This window comes from Empedobacter falsenii (genome assembly GCF_013488205.1).
GTDB classification, from domain to species: domain Bacteria; phylum Bacteroidota; class Bacteroidia; order Flavobacteriales; family Weeksellaceae; genus Empedobacter; species Empedobacter falsenii_C.
This window is the reverse complement of sequence record NZ_CP040908.1, coordinates 457,731-474,215: the sequence shown is the minus strand read 5'-3', so window position 1 is coordinate 474,215 and position 16,485 is coordinate 457,731. Positions and strand designations below refer to the sequence as shown.

Annotated in this window: 29 protein-coding genes; all 29 read right to left on the bottom strand. The window is 33.8% G+C overall.

All coding sequences use genetic code 11. From position 1 onward, the window contains the following. Nucleotides 1-3: 3 nt before the first annotated feature. Nucleotides 4-996: a DNA-directed RNA polymerase subunit alpha gene (locus tag FH779_RS02305; RefSeq protein WP_114999020.1), complete on the bottom strand. Its 993-nt coding sequence runs from the start codon at nt 994-996 to the stop codon at nt 4-6. Between the two features lie 22 nt (nt 997-1,018). Beyond that, complete coding sequence (gene rpsD / locus FH779_RS02300; RefSeq protein ID WP_114999018.1) at nt 1,019-1,621, bottom strand: 30S ribosomal protein S4; 603 nt, start codon at nt 1,619-1,621, stop codon at nt 1,019-1,021. A gap of 47 nt (nt 1,622-1,668) precedes the next feature. Then, on the bottom strand, nt 1,669-2,058 hold the full coding sequence (rpsK, locus tag FH779_RS02295; protein WP_019974178.1) for a 30S ribosomal protein S11: 390 nt from the start codon (nt 2,056-2,058) through the stop codon (nt 1,669-1,671). 11 nt (nt 2,059-2,069) lie between these two features. Continuing rightward, nucleotides 2,070-2,447 carry a 30S ribosomal protein S13 gene (gene rpsM / locus FH779_RS02290; RefSeq protein WP_038335547.1) on the bottom strand — a complete coding sequence of 126 codons (378 nt, stop codon included), beginning with the start codon at nt 2,445-2,447 and terminating at the stop codon, nt 2,070-2,072. A 12-nt stretch (nt 2,448-2,459) separates the two neighbouring features. After that, complete coding sequence (gene ykgO, locus FH779_RS02285; protein ID WP_013598490.1) at nt 2,460-2,576, bottom strand: type B 50S ribosomal protein L36; 117 nt, start codon at nt 2,574-2,576, stop codon at nt 2,460-2,462. A gap of 75 nt (nt 2,577-2,651) precedes the next feature. Further along, nucleotides 2,652-2,867, bottom strand: a complete 216-nt coding sequence (gene infA, locus FH779_RS02280; RefSeq protein ID WP_019974180.1) for a translation initiation factor IF-1 — start codon at nt 2,865-2,867, stop codon at nt 2,652-2,654. 22 nt (nt 2,868-2,889) lie between these two features. Next, a complete protein-coding gene (gene secY, locus FH779_RS02275; protein ID WP_038335544.1) occupies nt 2,890-4,260 on the bottom strand; it encodes a preprotein translocase subunit SecY in 1,371 nt (456 codons plus the stop codon). Between the two features lie 15 nt (nt 4,261-4,275). Then, complete coding sequence (gene rplO / locus FH779_RS02270; RefSeq protein WP_114999016.1) at nt 4,276-4,731, bottom strand: 50S ribosomal protein L15; 456 nt, start codon at nt 4,729-4,731, stop codon at nt 4,276-4,278. Nucleotides 4,732-4,761: 30 nt separating this feature from the next. After that, nucleotides 4,762-4,941, bottom strand: a complete 180-nt coding sequence (rpmD, locus tag FH779_RS02265) for a 50S ribosomal protein L30 (protein WP_038335538.1) — start codon at nt 4,939-4,941, stop codon at nt 4,762-4,764. An 11-nt stretch (nt 4,942-4,952) separates the two neighbouring features. Beyond that, nucleotides 4,953-5,474, bottom strand: a complete 522-nt coding sequence (gene rpsE / locus FH779_RS02260) for a 30S ribosomal protein S5 (RefSeq protein ID WP_114999014.1) — start codon at nt 5,472-5,474, stop codon at nt 4,953-4,955. 16 nt (nt 5,475-5,490) lie between these two features. After that, nucleotides 5,491-5,844 (bottom strand): 50S ribosomal protein L18, encoded by a 354-nt coding sequence (gene rplR, locus FH779_RS02255; RefSeq protein ID WP_180905910.1) that lies wholly within the window; start codon nt 5,842-5,844, stop codon nt 5,491-5,493. A gap of 13 nt (nt 5,845-5,857) precedes the next feature. Beyond that, entirely contained in the window at nt 5,858-6,403 is a 546-nt protein-coding gene (rplF, locus tag FH779_RS02250; RefSeq protein ID WP_180905909.1) for a 50S ribosomal protein L6, read from the bottom strand. A gap of 22 nt (nt 6,404-6,425) precedes the next feature. After that, nucleotides 6,426-6,827 (bottom strand): 30S ribosomal protein S8, encoded by a 402-nt coding sequence (rpsH, locus tag FH779_RS02245; RefSeq protein WP_019974187.1) that lies wholly within the window; start codon nt 6,825-6,827, stop codon nt 6,426-6,428. A 248-nt stretch (nt 6,828-7,075) separates the two neighbouring features. Further along, complete coding sequence (locus FH779_RS02240) at nt 7,076-7,672, bottom strand: hypothetical protein (protein ID WP_180905908.1); 597 nt, start codon at nt 7,670-7,672, stop codon at nt 7,076-7,078. A 118-nt stretch (nt 7,673-7,790) separates the two neighbouring features. Next, nucleotides 7,791-8,060: a 30S ribosomal protein S14 gene (gene rpsN / locus FH779_RS02235; RefSeq protein WP_019974193.1), complete on the bottom strand. Its 270-nt coding sequence runs from the start codon at nt 8,058-8,060 to the stop codon at nt 7,791-7,793. A 6-nt stretch (nt 8,061-8,066) separates the two neighbouring features. Then, nucleotides 8,067-8,630, bottom strand: coding sequence for a 50S ribosomal protein L5 (gene rplE / locus FH779_RS02230; protein WP_180905907.1), 564 nt, complete (start codon nt 8,628-8,630; stop codon nt 8,067-8,069). Nucleotide 8,631: 1 nt separating this feature from the next. Continuing rightward, nucleotides 8,632-8,946 (bottom strand): 50S ribosomal protein L24, encoded by a 315-nt coding sequence (gene rplX, locus FH779_RS02225; protein ID WP_180905906.1) that lies wholly within the window; start codon nt 8,944-8,946, stop codon nt 8,632-8,634. Between the two features lie 9 nt (nt 8,947-8,955). After that, nucleotides 8,956-9,324: a 50S ribosomal protein L14 gene (rplN, locus tag FH779_RS02220; RefSeq protein ID WP_019974196.1), complete on the bottom strand. Its 369-nt coding sequence runs from the start codon at nt 9,322-9,324 to the stop codon at nt 8,956-8,958. Between the two features lie 8 nt (nt 9,325-9,332). Next, complete coding sequence (rpsQ, locus tag FH779_RS02215; RefSeq protein ID WP_019974197.1) at nt 9,333-9,587, bottom strand: 30S ribosomal protein S17; 255 nt, start codon at nt 9,585-9,587, stop codon at nt 9,333-9,335. A gap of 16 nt (nt 9,588-9,603) precedes the next feature. Then, complete coding sequence (gene rpmC / locus FH779_RS02210) at nt 9,604-9,792, bottom strand: 50S ribosomal protein L29 (RefSeq protein ID WP_180905905.1); 189 nt, start codon at nt 9,790-9,792, stop codon at nt 9,604-9,606. A gap of 22 nt (nt 9,793-9,814) precedes the next feature. Next, nucleotides 9,815-10,234, bottom strand: a complete 420-nt coding sequence (rplP, locus tag FH779_RS02205) for a 50S ribosomal protein L16 (RefSeq protein ID WP_038335490.1) — start codon at nt 10,232-10,234, stop codon at nt 9,815-9,817. A gap of 36 nt (nt 10,235-10,270) precedes the next feature. Further along, nucleotides 10,271-10,993, bottom strand: a complete 723-nt coding sequence (rpsC, locus tag FH779_RS02200; RefSeq protein WP_135835269.1) for a 30S ribosomal protein S3 — start codon at nt 10,991-10,993, stop codon at nt 10,271-10,273. 4 nt (nt 10,994-10,997) lie between these two features. Then, the gene (gene rplV / locus FH779_RS02195) at nt 10,998-11,414 is read right to left on the bottom strand and encodes a 50S ribosomal protein L22 (protein WP_019974201.1); all 417 of its coding nucleotides are present in this window, start codon (nt 11,412-11,414) and stop codon (nt 10,998-11,000) included. Between the two features lie 9 nt (nt 11,415-11,423). Beyond that, on the bottom strand, nt 11,424-11,702 hold the full coding sequence (gene rpsS, locus FH779_RS02190) for a 30S ribosomal protein S19 (RefSeq protein ID WP_019974202.1): 279 nt from the start codon (nt 11,700-11,702) through the stop codon (nt 11,424-11,426). 3 nt (nt 11,703-11,705) lie between these two features. Then, nucleotides 11,706-12,530 carry a 50S ribosomal protein L2 gene (gene rplB / locus FH779_RS02185; RefSeq protein ID WP_038335472.1) on the bottom strand — a complete coding sequence of 275 codons (825 nt, stop codon included), beginning with the start codon at nt 12,528-12,530 and terminating at the stop codon, nt 11,706-11,708. A gap of 15 nt (nt 12,531-12,545) precedes the next feature. After that, nucleotides 12,546-12,830, bottom strand: a complete 285-nt coding sequence (gene rplW / locus FH779_RS02180; RefSeq protein WP_038335466.1) for a 50S ribosomal protein L23 — start codon at nt 12,828-12,830, stop codon at nt 12,546-12,548. 10 nt (nt 12,831-12,840) lie between these two features. Beyond that, nucleotides 12,841-13,470, bottom strand: coding sequence for a 50S ribosomal protein L4 (gene rplD / locus FH779_RS02175; protein ID WP_038335460.1), 630 nt, complete (start codon nt 13,468-13,470; stop codon nt 12,841-12,843). Beyond that, nucleotides 13,461-14,090: a 50S ribosomal protein L3 gene (rplC, locus tag FH779_RS02170; RefSeq protein ID WP_026357390.1), complete on the bottom strand. Its 630-nt coding sequence runs from the start codon at nt 14,088-14,090 to the stop codon at nt 13,461-13,463. Before rplC ends, rplD begins: the two co-directional genes overlap by 10 nt. A gap of 194 nt (nt 14,091-14,284) precedes the next feature. After that, complete coding sequence (locus tag FH779_RS02165; RefSeq protein WP_180905904.1) at nt 14,285-16,483, bottom strand: M60 family metallopeptidase; 2,199 nt, start codon at nt 16,481-16,483, stop codon at nt 14,285-14,287. Between the last annotated feature and the right edge of the window lie 2 nt (nt 16,484-16,485).

Below are 16,485 nucleotides of genomic sequence, written 5' to 3'. Positions count from 1 at the left end.
AAATTATTCTACGTCTAACTTATATTTTGCGATGTCCATTCCAAAGTTAAGACCTTTGCTGTCCACCAATTCTTCTAACTCTGTAAGAGATTTCTTACCAAAGTTTCTGAATTTCATTAAGTCAGACTTAGCGAAAGAAACTAATTCGCCTAATGTTTCAACTTCAGCTGCTTTTAAACAATTTAATGCTCTTACTGATAAATCCATATCTACCAATTTTGTTTTCAATAATTGGCGCATATGTAATGCTTCTTCATCATAAGTTTCACCAGATGCAACTTCTTCCGCTTCTAATGTAATTCTCTCATCTGAGAATAACATAAAGTGGTGAATTAAGATTTTAGCTGCTTCAGTTAAAGCATCTTGAGGTGTTATAGAACCATCTGTTGTAATTTCAAAAACTAATTTTTCGTAGTCAGTTTTTTGTTCTACACGATAGTTTTCAATTGCGTATTTTACATTCTTAATTGGAGTGTAAATTGAGTCAATTGCTATAGTACCGATTGGCGCAGAAGCCTTTTTATTCTCATCAGCTGGTACGTATCCTCTACCTTTTTCGATTGTAAATGTAATTGTTACGTTTACTTTAGCGTCTAAGTTAGCGATAACTAATTCAGGGTTTAAAACTTGGAATCCAGAAATAAATTTCCCTAAATCACCTGCTGTTAATTGATCTTGCCCTGAGATAGTAGCAGTTACAGTTTCAGCATCTGATTCATCAATTTGTTTCTTAAAACGAACCTTTTTCAGATTTAAAATGATCTCTGTAACATCTTCCACTACTCCTGGAATAGTTGAAAATTCGTGCTCAACACCTTCAATTTTGATTGAAGTGATCGCATATCCTTCTAATGAAGAAAGTAACACTCTACGTAGAGCATTTCCAACTGTAATCCCGTATCCTGGTTCTAATGGACGGAACTCGAATTGTCCGAATTTAGAGTCAGACTCTACTAAGATTACTTTGTCAGGTTTGATGAAATTTAAAATAGTCATTTTATTAGTCTGATTTTAAGGTTTATTTAGAATATAACTCGACGATTAATTGCTCTTTAATATCTTCTGGAATTTGAACTCTTTCTGGAGCTTTTGTGAAAGTTCCTGATTTTTGTTCGTCGTTCCAAATTAACCAATCGTACTCGCTACGTGCGTGTAAAGAGTTTGTGATTGCAGTTAAAGATTTAGATTTTTCTCTAACAGCGATTACATCACCAGCTTTTAATTGGTAAGAAGGGATGTTCACGATTTCTCCGTTTACAGTTACGTGTTTGTGAGATACTAATTGACGTGCAGCACTACGTGAGTTTGCGATACCTAAACGGTAAACTACGTTATCTAAACGAGATTCACATAATTGTAATAATACTTCACCTGTAATTCCTTTAGAAGCATTTGCTTTTTTGTATAAGTTAGCAAATTGACGCTCTAAAATACCGTAAGTATATTTTGCTTTTTGTTTTTCAGTTAACTGAATAGCGTATTCTGATTTTTTAGCTCTTCTTTTGTTAGGTCCGTGTTGCCCTGGAGGATATTTCTTTTTCTCAAAAGATTTATCGTCACCGAAAATTGGTTGTCCAAATTTTCTTGCAATTTTAGTTTTTGGTCCTGTATATCTTGCCATGATTTGTTACTATTAAATATATTAAATAATTAAATTGAGAAAAATGATTATACTCTTCTCTTTTTAGGTGGACGACATCCATTGTGTGGTAATGGAGTAACATCAACGATTTCAGAAACCTCGATACCACCGTTATGAATTGTTCTAATAGCAGATTCACGACCTTGACCTGGTCCTTTCACGAATACTTTTACTCTTCTTAATCCTGCTTCGTATGCAACTGTTGTTGCATCTTGAGCAGCTACTTGAGCAGCGTAAGGAGTGTTCTTTTTAGATCCACGGAATCCCATTTTACCTGCTGAAGACCAAGAGATAACTTCACCGTTTTTGTTAGTTAAAGTAACGATAACGTTGTTAAACGATGCTTGAATATGAGCTTGTCCAGTAGCTTCAATAACTACTTTTCTTTTCTTTACTACTTTCTGATTTTTTGCCATGATCCTATTTATTATTTAGTGGCTTTTTTCTTGTTAGCAACTGTTTTCTTTTTACCTTTTCTTGTACGTGAGTTATTTTTTGTTCTTTGACCACGTAATGGTAAACCTAATCTGTGACGAATACCTCTTTGACATCCGATATCCATTAAACGTTTGATGTTTAATTGGATTTCTGATCTTAATTCACCTTCTACTTTGAAAGTTTCATTGATCGATGCACGGATTGCGTTGATTTCTTCATCAGTCCATTCGCTAACTTTTGTATCTTCTGAAATGTTATTTTCAGCTAAGATTTTAGAAGCACTGCTTCTTCCGATCCCGTAAATGTATGTAAGTCCGATTACCCCTCTTTTGTTTTTAGGTAAATCTACACCTGAAATTCTTGCCATAATTCTAAATAATTAACCTTGTCTTTGTTTAAACTTAGGATTCTTTTTGTTGATCACATACAAACGTCCTTTACGACGCACAATTTTACAGTCAGCACTTCTCTTTTTAATGGATGCTCTAATTTTCATCTTTGTAAATTTATTTATAATCCGATAGAGTTAACGTATCTACATTAACTCTATCACCAGTCGTTATTATTTCTTTTAGTATCTGTAAGATATTCTACCTTTCGTTAAATCGTAAGGAGACATCTCTATTTTAACTCTATCACCTGGTAATAATTTGATATAGTGCATACGCATTTTACCAGATATGTTACATGTTACAACATGTCCATTTTCTAATTCGACACGGAACATTGCATTAGATAATGCTTCTGTAATCGTACCGTCTTGTTCAATATGTTTTTGTTTAGCCATAAATCTTTTTAATAAAATCTTATTAGATATCTCTTGAAGTTCTACCTGAAGACATTAAACCATCGTAACGGTGATTTAATAAATATGTATTAATTTGTTGTACAGTATCTAAGATAACTCCCACCATAATTAACATTGATGTACCTCCAAAGAACATTGCTAAGCTCTGTTCTACACCTAATAATTTTACAATCGCTGGCAAAACAGCAAGCAAAGTTAGTAAAATTGCTCCAGGTAACGTAATTTTTGATAAAATTTCGTCTAAAAAATTTGCAGTTTCTTTTCCAGGACGGATTCCAGGGATGATTCCTCCGTTACGTTTAAGATCTTCTGCCATTTGGTTTACTGGGATTGTAATCGCAGTATAGAAATAGGTGAAGATAATAATTAGTAATCCGAAGATCAAATTGTATTCCCACGTAAATGGATCTGCCATTTTCGCGAAGAATGCTTTTACTGGACTTCCTTCGTCTAGGAAATAGTTTGCCAATGTTCCTGGTAAAAACATAATTGCTTGTGCGAAGATAATAGGCATTACACCTGCTGCATTTACTTTAAGTGGAATATATGAACGTACAGAGTCTGTAACTGATCTCATATATGAGCTACTTGAAGTTTGCGCTCTTCTTACATATTGTACTGGTACTTTACGCACCGCTGCAACAATCATAATACACATTGCAATAACTAGGATTAACCCTAACATTTCTATCAAGAAGAAAATACCGTTTGAAGGGTCTACTTCAAATGCATTAAATATTGCTTTTGGTAAGTCGGCTAGGATACCAACCATAATTAAGATTGAAATACCGTTACCTATACCTTTGTCAGTAATTTTTTCTCCCATCCACATGGCAAAGATTGTCCCTGTAATCAAAATGATTGTTGAAGGGAACCAGAACCAAAAGTTGGTTGGAGGAATTACATAGATAGCATATGATGAAGTTGGATCGTAAGGTAAAATTTGAGAAGTTACCAATGTAAGGTATGCTGGTGCTTGCACTAAACAAATCCCGATTGTCAACCATCTCGTAATTTGATTTACTTTGTTACGTCCGCTTTCTCCTTCTTTTTGTAGTTTTTGGATGTAAGGTACTGCTAATCCCATCAATTGTATAACAATCGAAGCAGAGATATAAGGCATAATTCCTAACGCAAATACGGAAGCTCTCTTAAAAGAACCTCCGGTAAAAGAGTTTAATAATCCTAAAATTCCTGAATTTGCATTTTCTTGGTCTGCAACAAAACGATTAACCTCGTTAATATCGACACCTGGAAGTGGAATATGAGAACCGAATCTATAAACCAACAATAGAAGGATAGTTACAAGTAACTTATCCTTCAATTCTTTTATGCTCCAGATATTTTTTATGGTCTGTATAAACCCTTTCATCTATAAAATATATTCTTAAGCGTTAACTAATTCTACTTTACCTCCTGCATTCACAATAGCTTCTTGAGCTGTTTGAGTGAATTTATCAGCAGTAACATTAACAGTTGCTTTTAACTCTCCACGACCTAAAATTTTCACTAAGTCATTTTTGTGAGCTAATCCTAACTGAACTAATGTTTCTTTGTTTAAAGTATCTGTAATTTTGTTGTTATCAACTAATTGTTGAATTGTATCTAAATTGATTCCAGTGTACTCAACTCTGTTGATGTTTTTGAAACCAAATTTAGGTAAACGTCTTTGTAAAGGCATTTGTCCACCTTCGAAACCGATTTTTCTTGAATAACCAGAACGAGATTTAGCACCTTTGTGTCCACGACCTGCTGTCAAACCGTTTCCACTACCTTCACCTCTACCTTTACGGAATTTATTTTGTACTGAACCAGCAGCTGGTTTTAAATTACTTAAATTCATTTTTAATAATTTTTAAAAGGTTAAAAGCGATTAAGCTCTTTCTACTACTACTAAGTGTGAGATTTTACGGATCATTCCTTCAATTTGAGGAGTTGATTCGTGCTCAACAACTTGATTCAACTTTTTCAAACCTAAAGCAACTAATGTAGCTTTTTGAGATTTATCACGGTTGATTGCACTACGTGTTTGTTTTACTCTTACTTTGCTCATTTTACTTTTTTTTAACCGTTGAATACTTTAGTTACAGAAATACCTCTTTGACGAGCAATAGTTTCTACAGAACGTAAGCTTAATAAAGCACGGAATGTAGCTTTTACTGCGTTGTGAGGGTTAGAAGAACCTTTTGATTTTGATAATACATCATGTACACCAACTGATTCTAATACCGCACGTACTGTACCACCTGCAATTACCCCTGTACCTTTAGATGCTGGACGGATGAATACTTGCGCACCACCGAAACGAGCTTCTTGTTCGTGAGGAATTGTGTTGTTAAATAATGGGATACGTACTAAGTTTTTCTTAGCATCTTCGATAGCTTTAGCGATTGCAGAAGCTACGTCTTTAGATTTCCCTAATCCGTAACCTACTACTCCGTTTCCGTCACCTACTACTACGATTGCAGAGAAACCAAATGCTCTACCTCCTTTTGTTACTTTAGTAACACGTTGTACTCCAACTAAACGATCTTTTAAATCTAAACCTGTTGGTTTTACTCTTTCTACGTTTTTAAATCCTAACATAATTTCTTTCTCTTTTTTAGAATTTTAATCCACCTTCTCTAGCTCCTTCAGCTAAAGCTTTGATTCTACCATGATACACGAAACCGTTACGATCAAAAACTACAGTTTCAATTCCTTTTGCAACAGCTTTAGCAGCTAATGCTTTACCAACTGATGCAGAAACTTCAGATTTTGTACCTTCTACAGCAACACCTTTTTCACGAGATGATGCAGAAGCTAAAGTTACTCCATTGTTATCGTCAATAATTTGAGCGTAAATTTCTTTGTTAGAACGGTAAACTGATAAACGAGGTTTAGTTTCTGTTCCAAAAATATTTCGACGCACGCGTCTTTTTATTTTTTGTCTTTTTTCTACTTTAGATAATGCCATTTTTCAATGATTTTTATGCAGATTTACCTGCTTTTCTTCTAATAATTTCTCCTACGTATTTAATTCCTTTTCCTTTGTAAGGCTCTGGCTTACGGTAAGAACGAATTTTCGCTACGATCATTCCTAATAATTGATTATCATGAGATGATAATGTAATAATAGGGTTTTTACCTTTTTCTGTTAAAGTTTCAACTTTAATTTCTGTAGGTAATTCAATAACGATATTGTGAGAGAAACCTAATGACAAATCTAATTTTTGTCCGTTGTTAGATGCTCTATAACCAACACCAACTAATTCTAATTGTTTTTTGAAACCTTCTGTTACACCAGTAATCATGTTATTGATTAATGAACGGTATAAACCATGTAAAGCTTTGTTATCTTTAGAATCGTTTGGACGAACTACAGTTAAAACTCCGTCTTCGATTGTTACATCAAATCCTTCTTTTAACTCTCTTGTCATTGTAATGTTGCTACCTTTTACAGTAACTACGTTATCTTTAAATTCAACAGTTGCTGCAGCAGGGATGTTGATATGTGCGTGTCCTATTCTTGACATAATTTCTTAATTTTTTAAAAGATTAATAAACAAAACATAAAACTTCACCACCTACATTCTCTTGACGAGCTTGTTTGTCTGTCATCACACCTTTAGAAGTTGAGATGATAGCAACACCTAAACCGTTTAATACACGAGGTAATTCTTTAGATCCTGCGTATTGACGTAAACCTGGAGTTGAAGCTCTTTTGATTTTACGGATAGCTGGCTCTTTAGTAACTTTGTCGTACTTTAAAGCGATTTTGATTGTTCCTTGAGGTTGATCTTGTCCTTCGAATTTGTAGTTCAAGATGTAACCTTGTTCAAATAAGATCTTAGTGATCTCTTTTTTAATTTTAGATGCAGGGATTTCCACTACTTTGTGTCCTGCCATCATTGCATTTCTAACGCGAGTTAGAAAATCTGAAATTGGATCTGTATACATAAATAATTCTATAGTATAGCGCGTAAGCACTACTTTTAAAATTAAACTTTTACCAAAATGCACTATGCATTTGGGTTGCAAATATATTGCATATTTTTTAATTACAAACTATTAATCTAAATAATTTATTTTTAAAGCGCTAAGCCGTAGTCAAAAAGCTTGTTTGATGAGTTATTATTGAAATTCATTTGATAAAAAATTTATTCAAAACTCATTTTTAAAATCAATTTAGAAATAATCATCTAAAATTATGATTTAGAAACGTTACGTCCAATCACAATTATTTTTAGTAAATAGACGATAAAACAAGATAAAGCCAAGGAAACTATACCAAAGAATACTAATAAACCTCCAGCAATTTCATATTTCTTTTTAAAATAGAAATCCCAACTATCCAATAACTTTACTTCTGAAGGAATAATTGTTTCAACAAAATCATCTGAATCATTTTTGAGTAAATAACTATTATCACTTGTTTTGATATAATAGTCATTTTGGATTTGCTGAATTTTTTTAACATTTGGTAATTGTTCCTGATCAGTCTCTAAGAAACAATTGTCAGAAGAATCTATAAAACTTAATTTTACATTGTCATTCAGTGGAACAGACCAATAATCTCCAATTCCCACATCAACATCTTTGATTGCCGAAACAATTCCGCTACCTATAAGTGCAAAAAAATAGAGACTGTAACAAAATACAAAAGGCGATAAAAGAGCAAATACAATTTTTCGTTTTTTCTTATTCTTAAAAAATGCACTAAATATTGTAAATACAAAAGCTAAAATACTTGCTACAATAAAGATGAAAATCAAATGAAATAGGATGACAAATAGTGGTCCCATAAATATATTTAGTCTGATAATACGTTGTGTAAATATAGCTAAAGCATGTATTAATACACAAAAAAAATCCTTACTCAATAAAGAGTAAGGATTTAATATTTCTAAAGCTATTGGTAAATTACCAAGACGCTTTTTTAACACCTGGGATTAACCCTTCGTTCGCCATTTCGCGGAAAGTTACACGAGAGATCCCGAAAGTTCTCATGTATCCTCTTGGACGACCTGTTAATTTACAACGGTTGTGTAAACGTACAGGAGAAGCGTTTTTAGGTAATTTTTGTAATGCTTCGTAGTCACCAGCTTCTAATAAAGCTTGACGTTTCGCAGCATATTTAGCAACTAATGCTTCTCTTTTGCGCTCACGCGCTTTCATTGATTCTTTAGCCATGACTTCTTATTTTTCTTTAGTAAATGGTAATCCGAATTTAGATAATAAAGCTTTCGCTTCTTTATCTGTGTTCGCTGAAGTTACAAAGGTAATATCTAAACCTTGAATTTTCTTGATTTTATCAATATTAATTTCTGGGAAGATAATTTGCTCTTTGATACCTAAGTTATAGTTACCTCTACCGTCGAAACCTGTAGAAGAAATACCGCTAAAATCACGTACACGTGGTAAAGCTGAAGATACTAAACGATCTAAGAATTCGTACATTTTCTCACCACGTAAAGTTACTTTAGCCCCAATTGGCATTCCTTTACGTAATTTGAAAGCTGCTTCATCTTTCTTAGAAATTGTTCCTACTGCTTTTTGACCAGTGATTAATTCTAACTCTTCGATAGCGTAATCAACGATTTTTTTGTCAGCTGTAGCCGCACCTAAACCTTGAGATAAAACAATTTTCTCTAATTTAGGAACTTGCATAATAGATTTGTATCCGAACTCTTCTTTAAGAGCAGCTACAATCTCTTCTTTATATTTAACCTGCGGACGAGGTGTGTATGTTGTTGTACTCATCTTAGATAGCTTTTCCTGATTTTTTAGCAATTCTTACTTTTTTCCCTCCTTCTTCTTTGATCGCTACTTTCGTTGCTTTCCCAGTTTCTGGATCTACTAAAGCCAATTTACATAAATAGATTTGAGCTTCTTTTTCAACAACTCCACCTTGTGGATTTTGTGCGCTTGGCTTTACACGTTTTTTTGCAATATTAACCCCTTCAACGATAGCTTTAGCTTTGTCAGGGAATACGCGTAACACAGTACCAATTTGACCTTTGTTAGATCCTGATAAAACGACTACTTTGTCTCCTTTTTTAATTTTTAACTTTGCCATGTTGTTCTATTATAATACCTCTGGGGCTAATGATACAATTTTCATATATTCTTTATCACGTAACTCACGAGCAACTGGACCGAATACACGAGTACCACGCATTTCTCCTTGAGTGTTCAATAATACACATGCATTATCGTCGAAACGGATATATGAACCGTCTTTTCTACGAACTTCTTTTTTAGTTCTAACTACAACAGCTTTTGATACAGCACCTTTTTTAACGTTTCCTGAAGGTGTAGCTTCTTTGATCGCAACTACGATTTTGTCACCTACTGATGCGTATCTTCTTTTAGTACCACCTAAAACGCGGATTACTAATGCTTCACGAGCTCCTGTGTTATCTGCAACTTTTAATCTAGATTCTTGTTGTAACATAACTTATCTTATTTAGCTCTTTCAATGATTTCTACTAATCTCCATCTTTTGTTTTTAGACAAAGGACGAGTCTCCATGATACGCACTGTGTCACCTTCGTTACACTCGTTATTTTCGTCGTGCGCTGTATATTTCTTCGTTTTTAAAACGAATTTCCCATAGAATGGGTGCTTTTGCTTCTTAGTTTCAGCTACAACAATGGTTTTTTCCATTTTGTTTGATGTAACTAAACCTACTCTTTCTTTTCTTAATTTTCTTTCCATCAGTTACAGATTACTGTTATGATTGTTTTTCGTTTAACACGGTATTCAAACGAGCAATTGTTCTGCGTAAGTCTCTAATACCGATTGGATTTGCTACAGGAGAAATAGCGTTTGTCAATTTTAATTGATCGTAGTTCGCTTGTTCTTCAGCTATTTTAGCTTGTAACTCTTCAACACTTAGATTTCTAATATCTGCTGCTTTCATTTTTTCTTAATTTTTGAAATTATTAATTTTGGAAATCACGTGCAACGATAAACTTAGTCTTAACAGGTAACTTCTGAGCTGCTAAACGCAATGCTTCAGTTGCAACCTCTACTGGCACACCTCCTACTTCGAATAAGATACGACCTGGTTGTACAGGAGCTACCCAATATTCTGGTGCACCTTTACCTTTACCCATACGTACCTCTGCTGGTTTCTTAGTAATTGGTTTATCTGGAAATATTTTAATCCATAATTGACCCTCTCTCTTCATGAAACGAGTTGCAGCAATACGAGCTGCCTCGATTTGACGTGCTGTAATAAACGCTTCGTCTAAAGATTTGATCCCGAAAGTCCCGTAAGCTAATTGAGTTCCTCTGTGAGAAACACCTTTCATCTTACCTTTTTGGGTTTTTCTAAACTTTACTCTTCTCGGTGATAACATATCTACTTAATTCTTTATGTTAGTTGTTAAACTAAATTATCGCTTTCTATTATTAGATCTTTCACCTCCTTTTCTGTTGTTTTCAGATTTTTTTTGTTTTTTCTGTAATCCAACTAATGGAGATAATTCTCTCTTACCATATACCTCACCTTTCATGATCCATACTTTGATCCCTAAACGACCGTAAGTTGTATGAGCTTCTGAAATGTGGTAATCAATGTCTGCACGGAATGTAGACAAAGGAATACGTCCTTCTTTATAAGTTTCAGAACGTGCCATCTCTGCACCGTTTAAACGACCAGAGATTTGAACTTTGATTCCTTCTGCGTTCATTCTCATTGCTGATTGAATTGCCATTTTAATAGCACGACGGTAAGAAATACGATTCTCAATTTGACGAGCGATACTATCACCTACTAAGATTGCATCTAATTCTGGTCTCTTAATTTCGAAGATATTAATTTGAACCTCTTTACCAGTGATTTTCTTTAACTCTTCTTTTAATTTGTCAACTTCTTGTCCACCTTTACCAATAATGATACCTGGACGAGCAGTAGTTACAGTAACTGTAACCAATTTTAAAGTACGATCGATGTAAATACGAGAAACTCCGGCTTTAGACAAACGTGCTCTTAAATAAGTACGAATTTTTGCATCTTCTGCAATTTTATCACCGTAATCATTTCCACCGTACCAGTTAGAATCCCATCCTCTGATGATTCCTAAACGATTTCCGATTGGATTAGTTTTTTGTCCCATATTCTTAATCTTGTACTTTTTGTTTATCTTCTTTAGTTCCTAAAACCAAAGTTACATGGTTTGAACGTTTTCTGATTCTATGTGCTCTACCTTGAGGTGCAGTACGAATTCTTTTTAATTGACGTGCACTATCAACAGAGATTTCTTTTACATATAATCCAGCTTCTTCAACATCAGCTCCTTCGTTTTTGATTTGCCAGTTAGCGATAGCGCTTAATAACAATTTTTCTAAACGGATTGAAGCGTGGTTTTTAGTATATTTTAAAATACCTAAAGCTTTTTGAATTTCAACTCCACGGATAATATCTACTACTAATCTCATCTTACGAGGAGAAGTAGGAACATTATTTAATTTCGCAAAAGCTACCTGCTTGTTAGCTTCTTTGATTCTTTCGTTACTTAATCTTTTTCTAGATCCCATGGCCCTTTACTATTTTTTTCCTTTGTTTTTAGCTCCGGCATGACCTCTAAAAGTACGTGTAGGAGCGAACTCACCTAATTTATGACCTACCATATTCTCAGTAACATAAACAGGAATAAATTGCTTTCCGTTGTGTACTGCGATTGTTTGACCAACAAAATCAGGAGAAATCATTGATGCTCTTGACCATGTTTTGATCACGTTTTTGCTACCGCTTTCTACGTTAGCAAGAACTTTCTTTTCTAATTTATAGTGGATGAATGGTCCTTTTTTTAATGAACGTGCCATAAATTATTTTTTTCTTCTTTCAACAATATATTTGTTAGACGCTTTCTTCTTGTCACGAGTTTTGTAACCTTTCGCTGGAATACCGTTACGAGAACGAGGGATACCTCCTGTCGCACGACCTTCACCACCACCCATTGGGTGATCTACAGGGTTCATAACCATTGGACGAGTTCTTGGACGACGACCTTGCCATCTAGAACGACCAGCTTTACCAGAAACTTCTAACTGATGGTCTGTGTTAGAAACAACACCTACTGTTGCTTTACACTCCACTAAAATCATTCTTGATTCACCACTTGGTAACTTAACGATAGCATATTTACCATCACGCGCAACTAATTGAGCATAAGTACCTGCACTTCTTGCCATAACTGCTCCTTGCCCTGGACGTAACTCAATACAAGAGATTACTGTACCTAATGGCATGTTTTTAAGCTTCATAGCATTACCTACTTCTGGTTCTACGTTTTCTCCTGAAACAATTACTTGTCCAGCTTTCAAACCATTTTGAGCAATAATGTAACGTTTTTCACCATCTTCGTAAGATAATAAAGCGATGAATGCAGTTCTGTTTGGATCGTATTGTACAGATTCTACAGTTGCAGCACCTTCTTTATCACGTTTGAAGTCGATGATACGATATTTTTGTTTGTGTCCACCACCGATATAACGCATTGTCATTTTACCAGTGTTGTTACGTCCACCCGATTTAGATTTTCCTTCAACTAATGTCTTTTCTGGCTTAGCATTTTTATCTACTGCCGCAAATTCATTAACCACTCTAAAACGTTGTCCCGGGGTGATAGGTTTTAATTTTCTTACTGACATTTTTTAATTCTTAAATTATCCGAACAACTCTATTTCTTGACCTTCAGCTAAGCTAACGATCGCTTTTTTCAACTTATTTGTTTTTCCAGTTTGAAAACCTGTTTTTGTGTAACGAGTTTTTACTTTTGGAGCAGATACTAAAGTACTAACAGAAACTACAGATACACCGTAAGTTTTTTCTACAGCTTCTTTAATTTGAATTTTGTTAGCTTTTGTGTCTACATAAAACGAATATTGCCCTAACAACTCACTGTTATTAGTTGCTTTTTCTGAAATTACTGGTTTAATTATGATTCCCATTTTCTTCGTCTTATTTTGTTAAATTTTCTTGAACTGTTGCTAAAGAACCTTCTAAAAATACGATTTGAGAAGCATTGATTAAATCAAATACATTTAATTCCTCAGTTGTAACAACTTTAACTTTTTGTAAGTTACGAGAAGATAAATATACATTGCTATTAGATTCACCTAATACGAATAATGATTTTGTGTTCTCTAATCCTAAATCAGTTAAAACAGTTTTGAACTCTTTAGTTCTTGGTGCTTCGAAAGAAAAGTTTTCAACAACTTTGATTTCATTCTCAGCTAATTTTTGTGATAAAACTGATTTTTTAGCTAATCTCTTTTGTGCTTTGTTTAATTTGAAAGAGTAGTTTCTTGGACGTGGTCCGAAAACTCTACCTCCTCCTCTAAACACTGGAGATTTGATAGAACCAGCACGAGCTGTACCTGTTCCTTTTTGCTTTTTGATTTTACGAGTTGATCCCGCAATCTCAGCTCTTTCTTTTGCTTTGTGCGTTCCTTGGCGTTGAGCTGCTAAATATTGTTTAACTTCTAAGTACACTGTGTGTGTAGAAGGCTCAATTCCGAAAACTGCCTCGTCTAAAGATACTGTTCTTCCAGTTTCTTGACCTTTGATGTTTAATACTACTACTTCCATCTTCTAACGATTACGTATGAATTTTTAGGACCTGGGATAGCACCTTTAACAATTAAAAGATTTTTCTCAGTATCCACTTTAAGTACTTTTAAGTTCTGAACAGTAACTTGTTTACCACCCATTCTTCCAGCCATACGCATTCCTTTGAATACACGAGATGGATCTGAACCAGCACCGATAGAACCTGGAGCTCTTAAACGGTTATGTTGACCGTGTGTAGCTTGACCTACCCCACCGAAACCATGACGTTTAACAACACCTTGGAAACCTTTTCCTTTTGAAGTACCTGTAACACTTACAAATTCTCCTTCGTTGAATAACTCAACGTTAACTTCTCCTCCTAGAGTTAAAGAGTTTACGAATTCTTCTCCGTAAAACTCAACTAACTTTCTCTTTGGAGTAGTTCCTGCTTTTTTAAAGTGACCTTTTAAAGCATTAGTCGTGTTTTTTTCTTTTGCGTCATCGAAACCAAGTTGAGCAGCAACGTACCCATCTTTCTCTACGGTTCTGACTTGAGTAACCACACATGGCCCAGCCTCTACGATTGTCACAGGAATATTTTTCCCGTTCTCATCAAATAAGCTAGTCATCGCGATTTTTTTACCAATGATACCTGACATTTGATTAAAATATGTTAATAATTTGTTTAATATTTCAGAGAATGTGGGCTTTCGACCACTAGAGATCTTCTCTAAAATTAGCATGCAAATGTATGAATTAATTTATAAACAACAAAATTAGTTCTAATTATTTTTATATCAAGTTATTTCAACTTCATTTTAATTAAAATTTTTGAATAAATAAATTTCATATTCTAATTATTCTCATTTATTATTTCAATTTCGAAATTTGCTTTTGACTGAACATTGTTTGCATTTACAGATGTTCTTACACATCTTACAGAGCTAGAATGTCTACTATTTCGATTATTTCTACTTGTCACATCAGTATATTTATCAAAATTCTGGACAAACCAATTTTCTGTCTTAAATCGGGCTCCAGACCCAAGTTCATCTTTTTTTGTTTCGTAACCAGCTATGTTGGAATCGTACAATCCTGCTGGCAACATATTAAAACCTACTTTGTTTATTAATTCTTGTTCTGAATAGCTTCCCGGCCCTTTTCCCCACAAACCGTCTGTAACTTTATCTCTATCTCCTCCACATTTTAATGAAGCTATTGTTTGAGAATCGTTCAGTTCATAATTTTGTTTTACAAAAAAAATTAAATCTTGCCAATCAGAATAAGAAGACAAACTCCATCCAGAAGGACATACATTTTTACTCGAAGCAATAAAATAATATTTGCCATAAACTTGCCCTGTAAGATCTGTAGGAACGGCTATTGATTCTGAATCTGCGTAGTTCAAATTTGTCATAAACCAATCTTTGTTTCCATATGTTTTGTACGGATAGATTTTTCCATCTCTTGTATCTTTAAAATCCCCTGTTTTACTTTCGTAATTACAATATTTGTTTTTTGAATCTAACTCATTTGTTGGTTGCAAATCAGTGTTTGTATATGTTTTTATACCTTGCAAAGGTAGAGGTAGTACAGGTAATGGATTAGGAGTGCTATATGGAGTAACAAGATAAAAAACTTCGTCATATGAAGATGGTTGAATATTTCTTTCTTCAATTAATCTATTAATACTTTCTTTATAATATGGATTTAAGCTTTTTAACATTCCCCATTTTTCAAAAGTATATCTTAAATCGTATCCAGTTATTTCTATTAGTTTACTCAATAAATTATATTTTTTTTCATCGTCATCGCTTAAATCTAAACTTTGATTTCCTTGTTCTCTAACAATTCTAGAAAGTACTCTAAAAATATCATTTCCAAAAATAACTCTCAGTTGATCAAAAAAAGAAAACATATCATCACCACTACTTCTCCAATAATTAGGTTCTTCTTTTGGATGAGAAAGTTTATCTATCATATTATCCCAGTAAGATTTATTCTTTCTAATAAATGGTGGTAAACCTAATTCTTTATCAAAAACTTCTTTTACATTAACTACATAATAATTTACACTAACCTCCCCCATACTATTTGGTTTCACATTGTTTTGTTGCATTAAGTGTCCATATTCGTGAGCAACACCCCAAGGGTTCCCATACAATTCTGTAGGACTCAGCATTTTTATTATCTGAGAATCTGAATTAGATACCATTATGCGATAATTTACCGCATTCATTACAGCATCTCCTAAAGATACTCTACTCTCTGTTACAAAAAGCCTATTGTCAGTACTTGGAAGATGATGCAATGGATTAGGGTCACTATCGCTAAGCCCCATTCCATCCCAAGATATTTTCATTATTCGTTCGTATAATTTTAATAAAAAATCAATATTATTAGGACTGTATTGTTTATCTCCAGGTAAAAGAAATTTCAAAATAGATACCGAAGGAAAAACAAGTATAGAATATTTATTATCTGTCATTATAGCATCAACTTCTGCTGGTGCTTCTTTCATCTGATTAATAAAATCGTTTACCGTAGTTGTTCCTTGTATATATAAAGGATGTTTGATATATTCTGTTGTATTTTCGAAACTAATTCTTACTTTACCACTCGGAGTTTTATTTTCTGAAACGTATCTTATATAAACCATCTTCCCTGTTAGCTGTGGCTTGATCGTATTCACACCTTCGTTTAACGTAAATTTAGGGAGATTCCATTCTTCGCCATCTCTTCCTGGCGTTCCTAATACAATCATAGGTTTCGCACCATCAGTTGGATTGATCAGAGTTTCAACTTTTACAGTCAACGAATTTCCTGCGGGTAAATATATTCCTGATATTGTAAAATCAGCTTGAGGAAATTGAGTTCCTAATCTTTCGCGATCAGTCCATGTACTCAATAATTGTTTTACTTCCACAATTACAGGATCTGTAATGACATTAGCCAATTCTTTATTTTTGTTTACTTCAGTTATTTTTGCGTAAGAAAAATTTATAAAGAACAAACAATTAATTAATGTTATAAACTTTAGATATATTTTCATAT

Coding starts and splice junctions, on each gene's coding strand:
- FH779_RS02305 (WP_114999020.1), bottom strand. CDS start 996: ATGACTATTTTAAATTTCATCAAACCTGACAAAGTAATCTTAGTAGAG.
- rpsD (WP_114999018.1), bottom strand. CDS start 1,621: ATGGCAAGATATACAGGACCAAAAACTAAAATTGCAAGAAAATTTGGA.
- rpsK (WP_019974178.1), bottom strand. CDS start 2,058: ATGGCAAAAAATCAGAAAGTAGTAAAGAAAAGAAAAGTAGTTATTGAA.
- rpsM (WP_038335547.1), bottom strand. CDS start 2,447: ATGGCAAGAATTTCAGGTGTAGATTTACCTAAAAACAAAAGAGGGGTA.
- ykgO (WP_013598490.1), bottom strand. CDS start 2,576: ATGAAAATTAGAGCATCCATTAAAAAGAGAAGTGCTGACTGTAAAATT.
- infA (WP_019974180.1), bottom strand. CDS start 2,867: ATGGCTAAACAAAAACATATTGAACAAGACGGTACGATTACAGAAGCA.
- secY (WP_038335544.1), bottom strand. CDS start 4,260: ATGAAAGGGTTTATACAGACCATAAAAAATATCTGGAGCATAAAAGAA.
- rplO (WP_114999016.1), bottom strand. CDS start 4,731: ATGAATTTAAGTAATTTAAAACCAGCTGCTGGTTCAGTACAAAATAAA.
- rpmD (WP_038335538.1), bottom strand. CDS start 4,941: ATGAGCAAAGTAAGAGTAAAACAAACACGTAGTGCAATCAACCGTGAT.
- rpsE (WP_114999014.1), bottom strand. CDS start 5,474: ATGTTAGGATTTAAAAACGTAGAAAGAGTAAAACCAACAGGTTTAGAT.
- rplR (WP_180905910.1), bottom strand. CDS start 5,844: ATGGCATTATCTAAAGTAGAAAAAAGACAAAAAATAAAAAGACGCGTG.
- rplF (WP_180905909.1), bottom strand. CDS start 6,403: ATGTCAAGAATAGGACACGCACATATCAACATCCCTGCTGCAGCAACT.
- rpsH (WP_019974187.1), bottom strand. CDS start 6,827: ATGTATACAGATCCAATTTCAGATTTTCTAACTCGCGTTAGAAATGCA.
- FH779_RS02240 (WP_180905908.1), bottom strand. CDS start 7,672: ATGGGACCACTATTTGTCATCCTATTTCATTTGATTTTCATCTTTATT.
- rpsN (WP_019974193.1), bottom strand. CDS start 8,060: ATGGCTAAAGAATCAATGAAAGCGCGTGAGCGCAAAAGAGAAGCATTA.
- rplE (WP_180905907.1), bottom strand. CDS start 8,630: ATGAGTACAACAACATACACACCTCGTCCGCAGGTTAAATATAAAGAA.
- rplX (WP_180905906.1), bottom strand. CDS start 8,946: ATGGCAAAGTTAAAAATTAAAAAAGGAGACAAAGTAGTCGTTTTATCA.
- rplN (WP_019974196.1), bottom strand. CDS start 9,324: ATGTTACAACAAGAATCTAGATTAAAAGTTGCAGATAACACAGGAGCT.
- rpsQ (WP_019974197.1), bottom strand. CDS start 9,587: ATGGAAAGAAAATTAAGAAAAGAAAGAGTAGGTTTAGTTACATCAAAC.
- rpmC (WP_180905905.1), bottom strand. CDS start 9,792: ATGAAAGCAGCAGATATTAGAAATCTAAGTGTTGAAGAGTTACAAGCT.
- rplP (WP_038335490.1), bottom strand. CDS start 10,234: ATGTTATCACCGAGAAGAGTAAAGTTTAGAAAAACCCAAAAAGGTAAG.
- rpsC (WP_135835269.1), bottom strand. CDS start 10,993: ATGGGACAAAAAACTAATCCAATCGGAAATCGTTTAGGAATCATCAGA.
- rplV (WP_019974201.1), bottom strand. CDS start 11,414: ATGGGATCTAGAAAAAGATTAAGTAACGAAAGAATCAAAGAAGCTAAC.
- rpsS (WP_019974202.1), bottom strand. CDS start 11,702: ATGGCACGTTCATTAAAAAAAGGACCATTCATCCACTATAAATTAGAA.
- rplB (WP_038335472.1), bottom strand. CDS start 12,530: ATGTCAGTAAGAAAATTAAAACCTATCACCCCGGGACAACGTTTTAGA.
- rplW (WP_038335466.1), bottom strand. CDS start 12,830: ATGGGAATCATAATTAAACCAGTAATTTCAGAAAAAGCAACTAATAAC.
- rplD (WP_038335460.1), bottom strand. CDS start 13,470: ATGGAAGTAGTAGTATTAAACATCAAAGGTCAAGAAACTGGAAGAACA.
- rplC (WP_026357390.1), bottom strand. CDS start 14,090: ATGTCAGGTATCATTGGTAAAAAAATCGCGATGACTAGCTTATTTGAT.
- FH779_RS02165 (WP_180905904.1), bottom strand. CDS start 16,483: ATGAAAATATATCTAAAGTTTATAACATTAATTAATTGTTTGTTCTTT.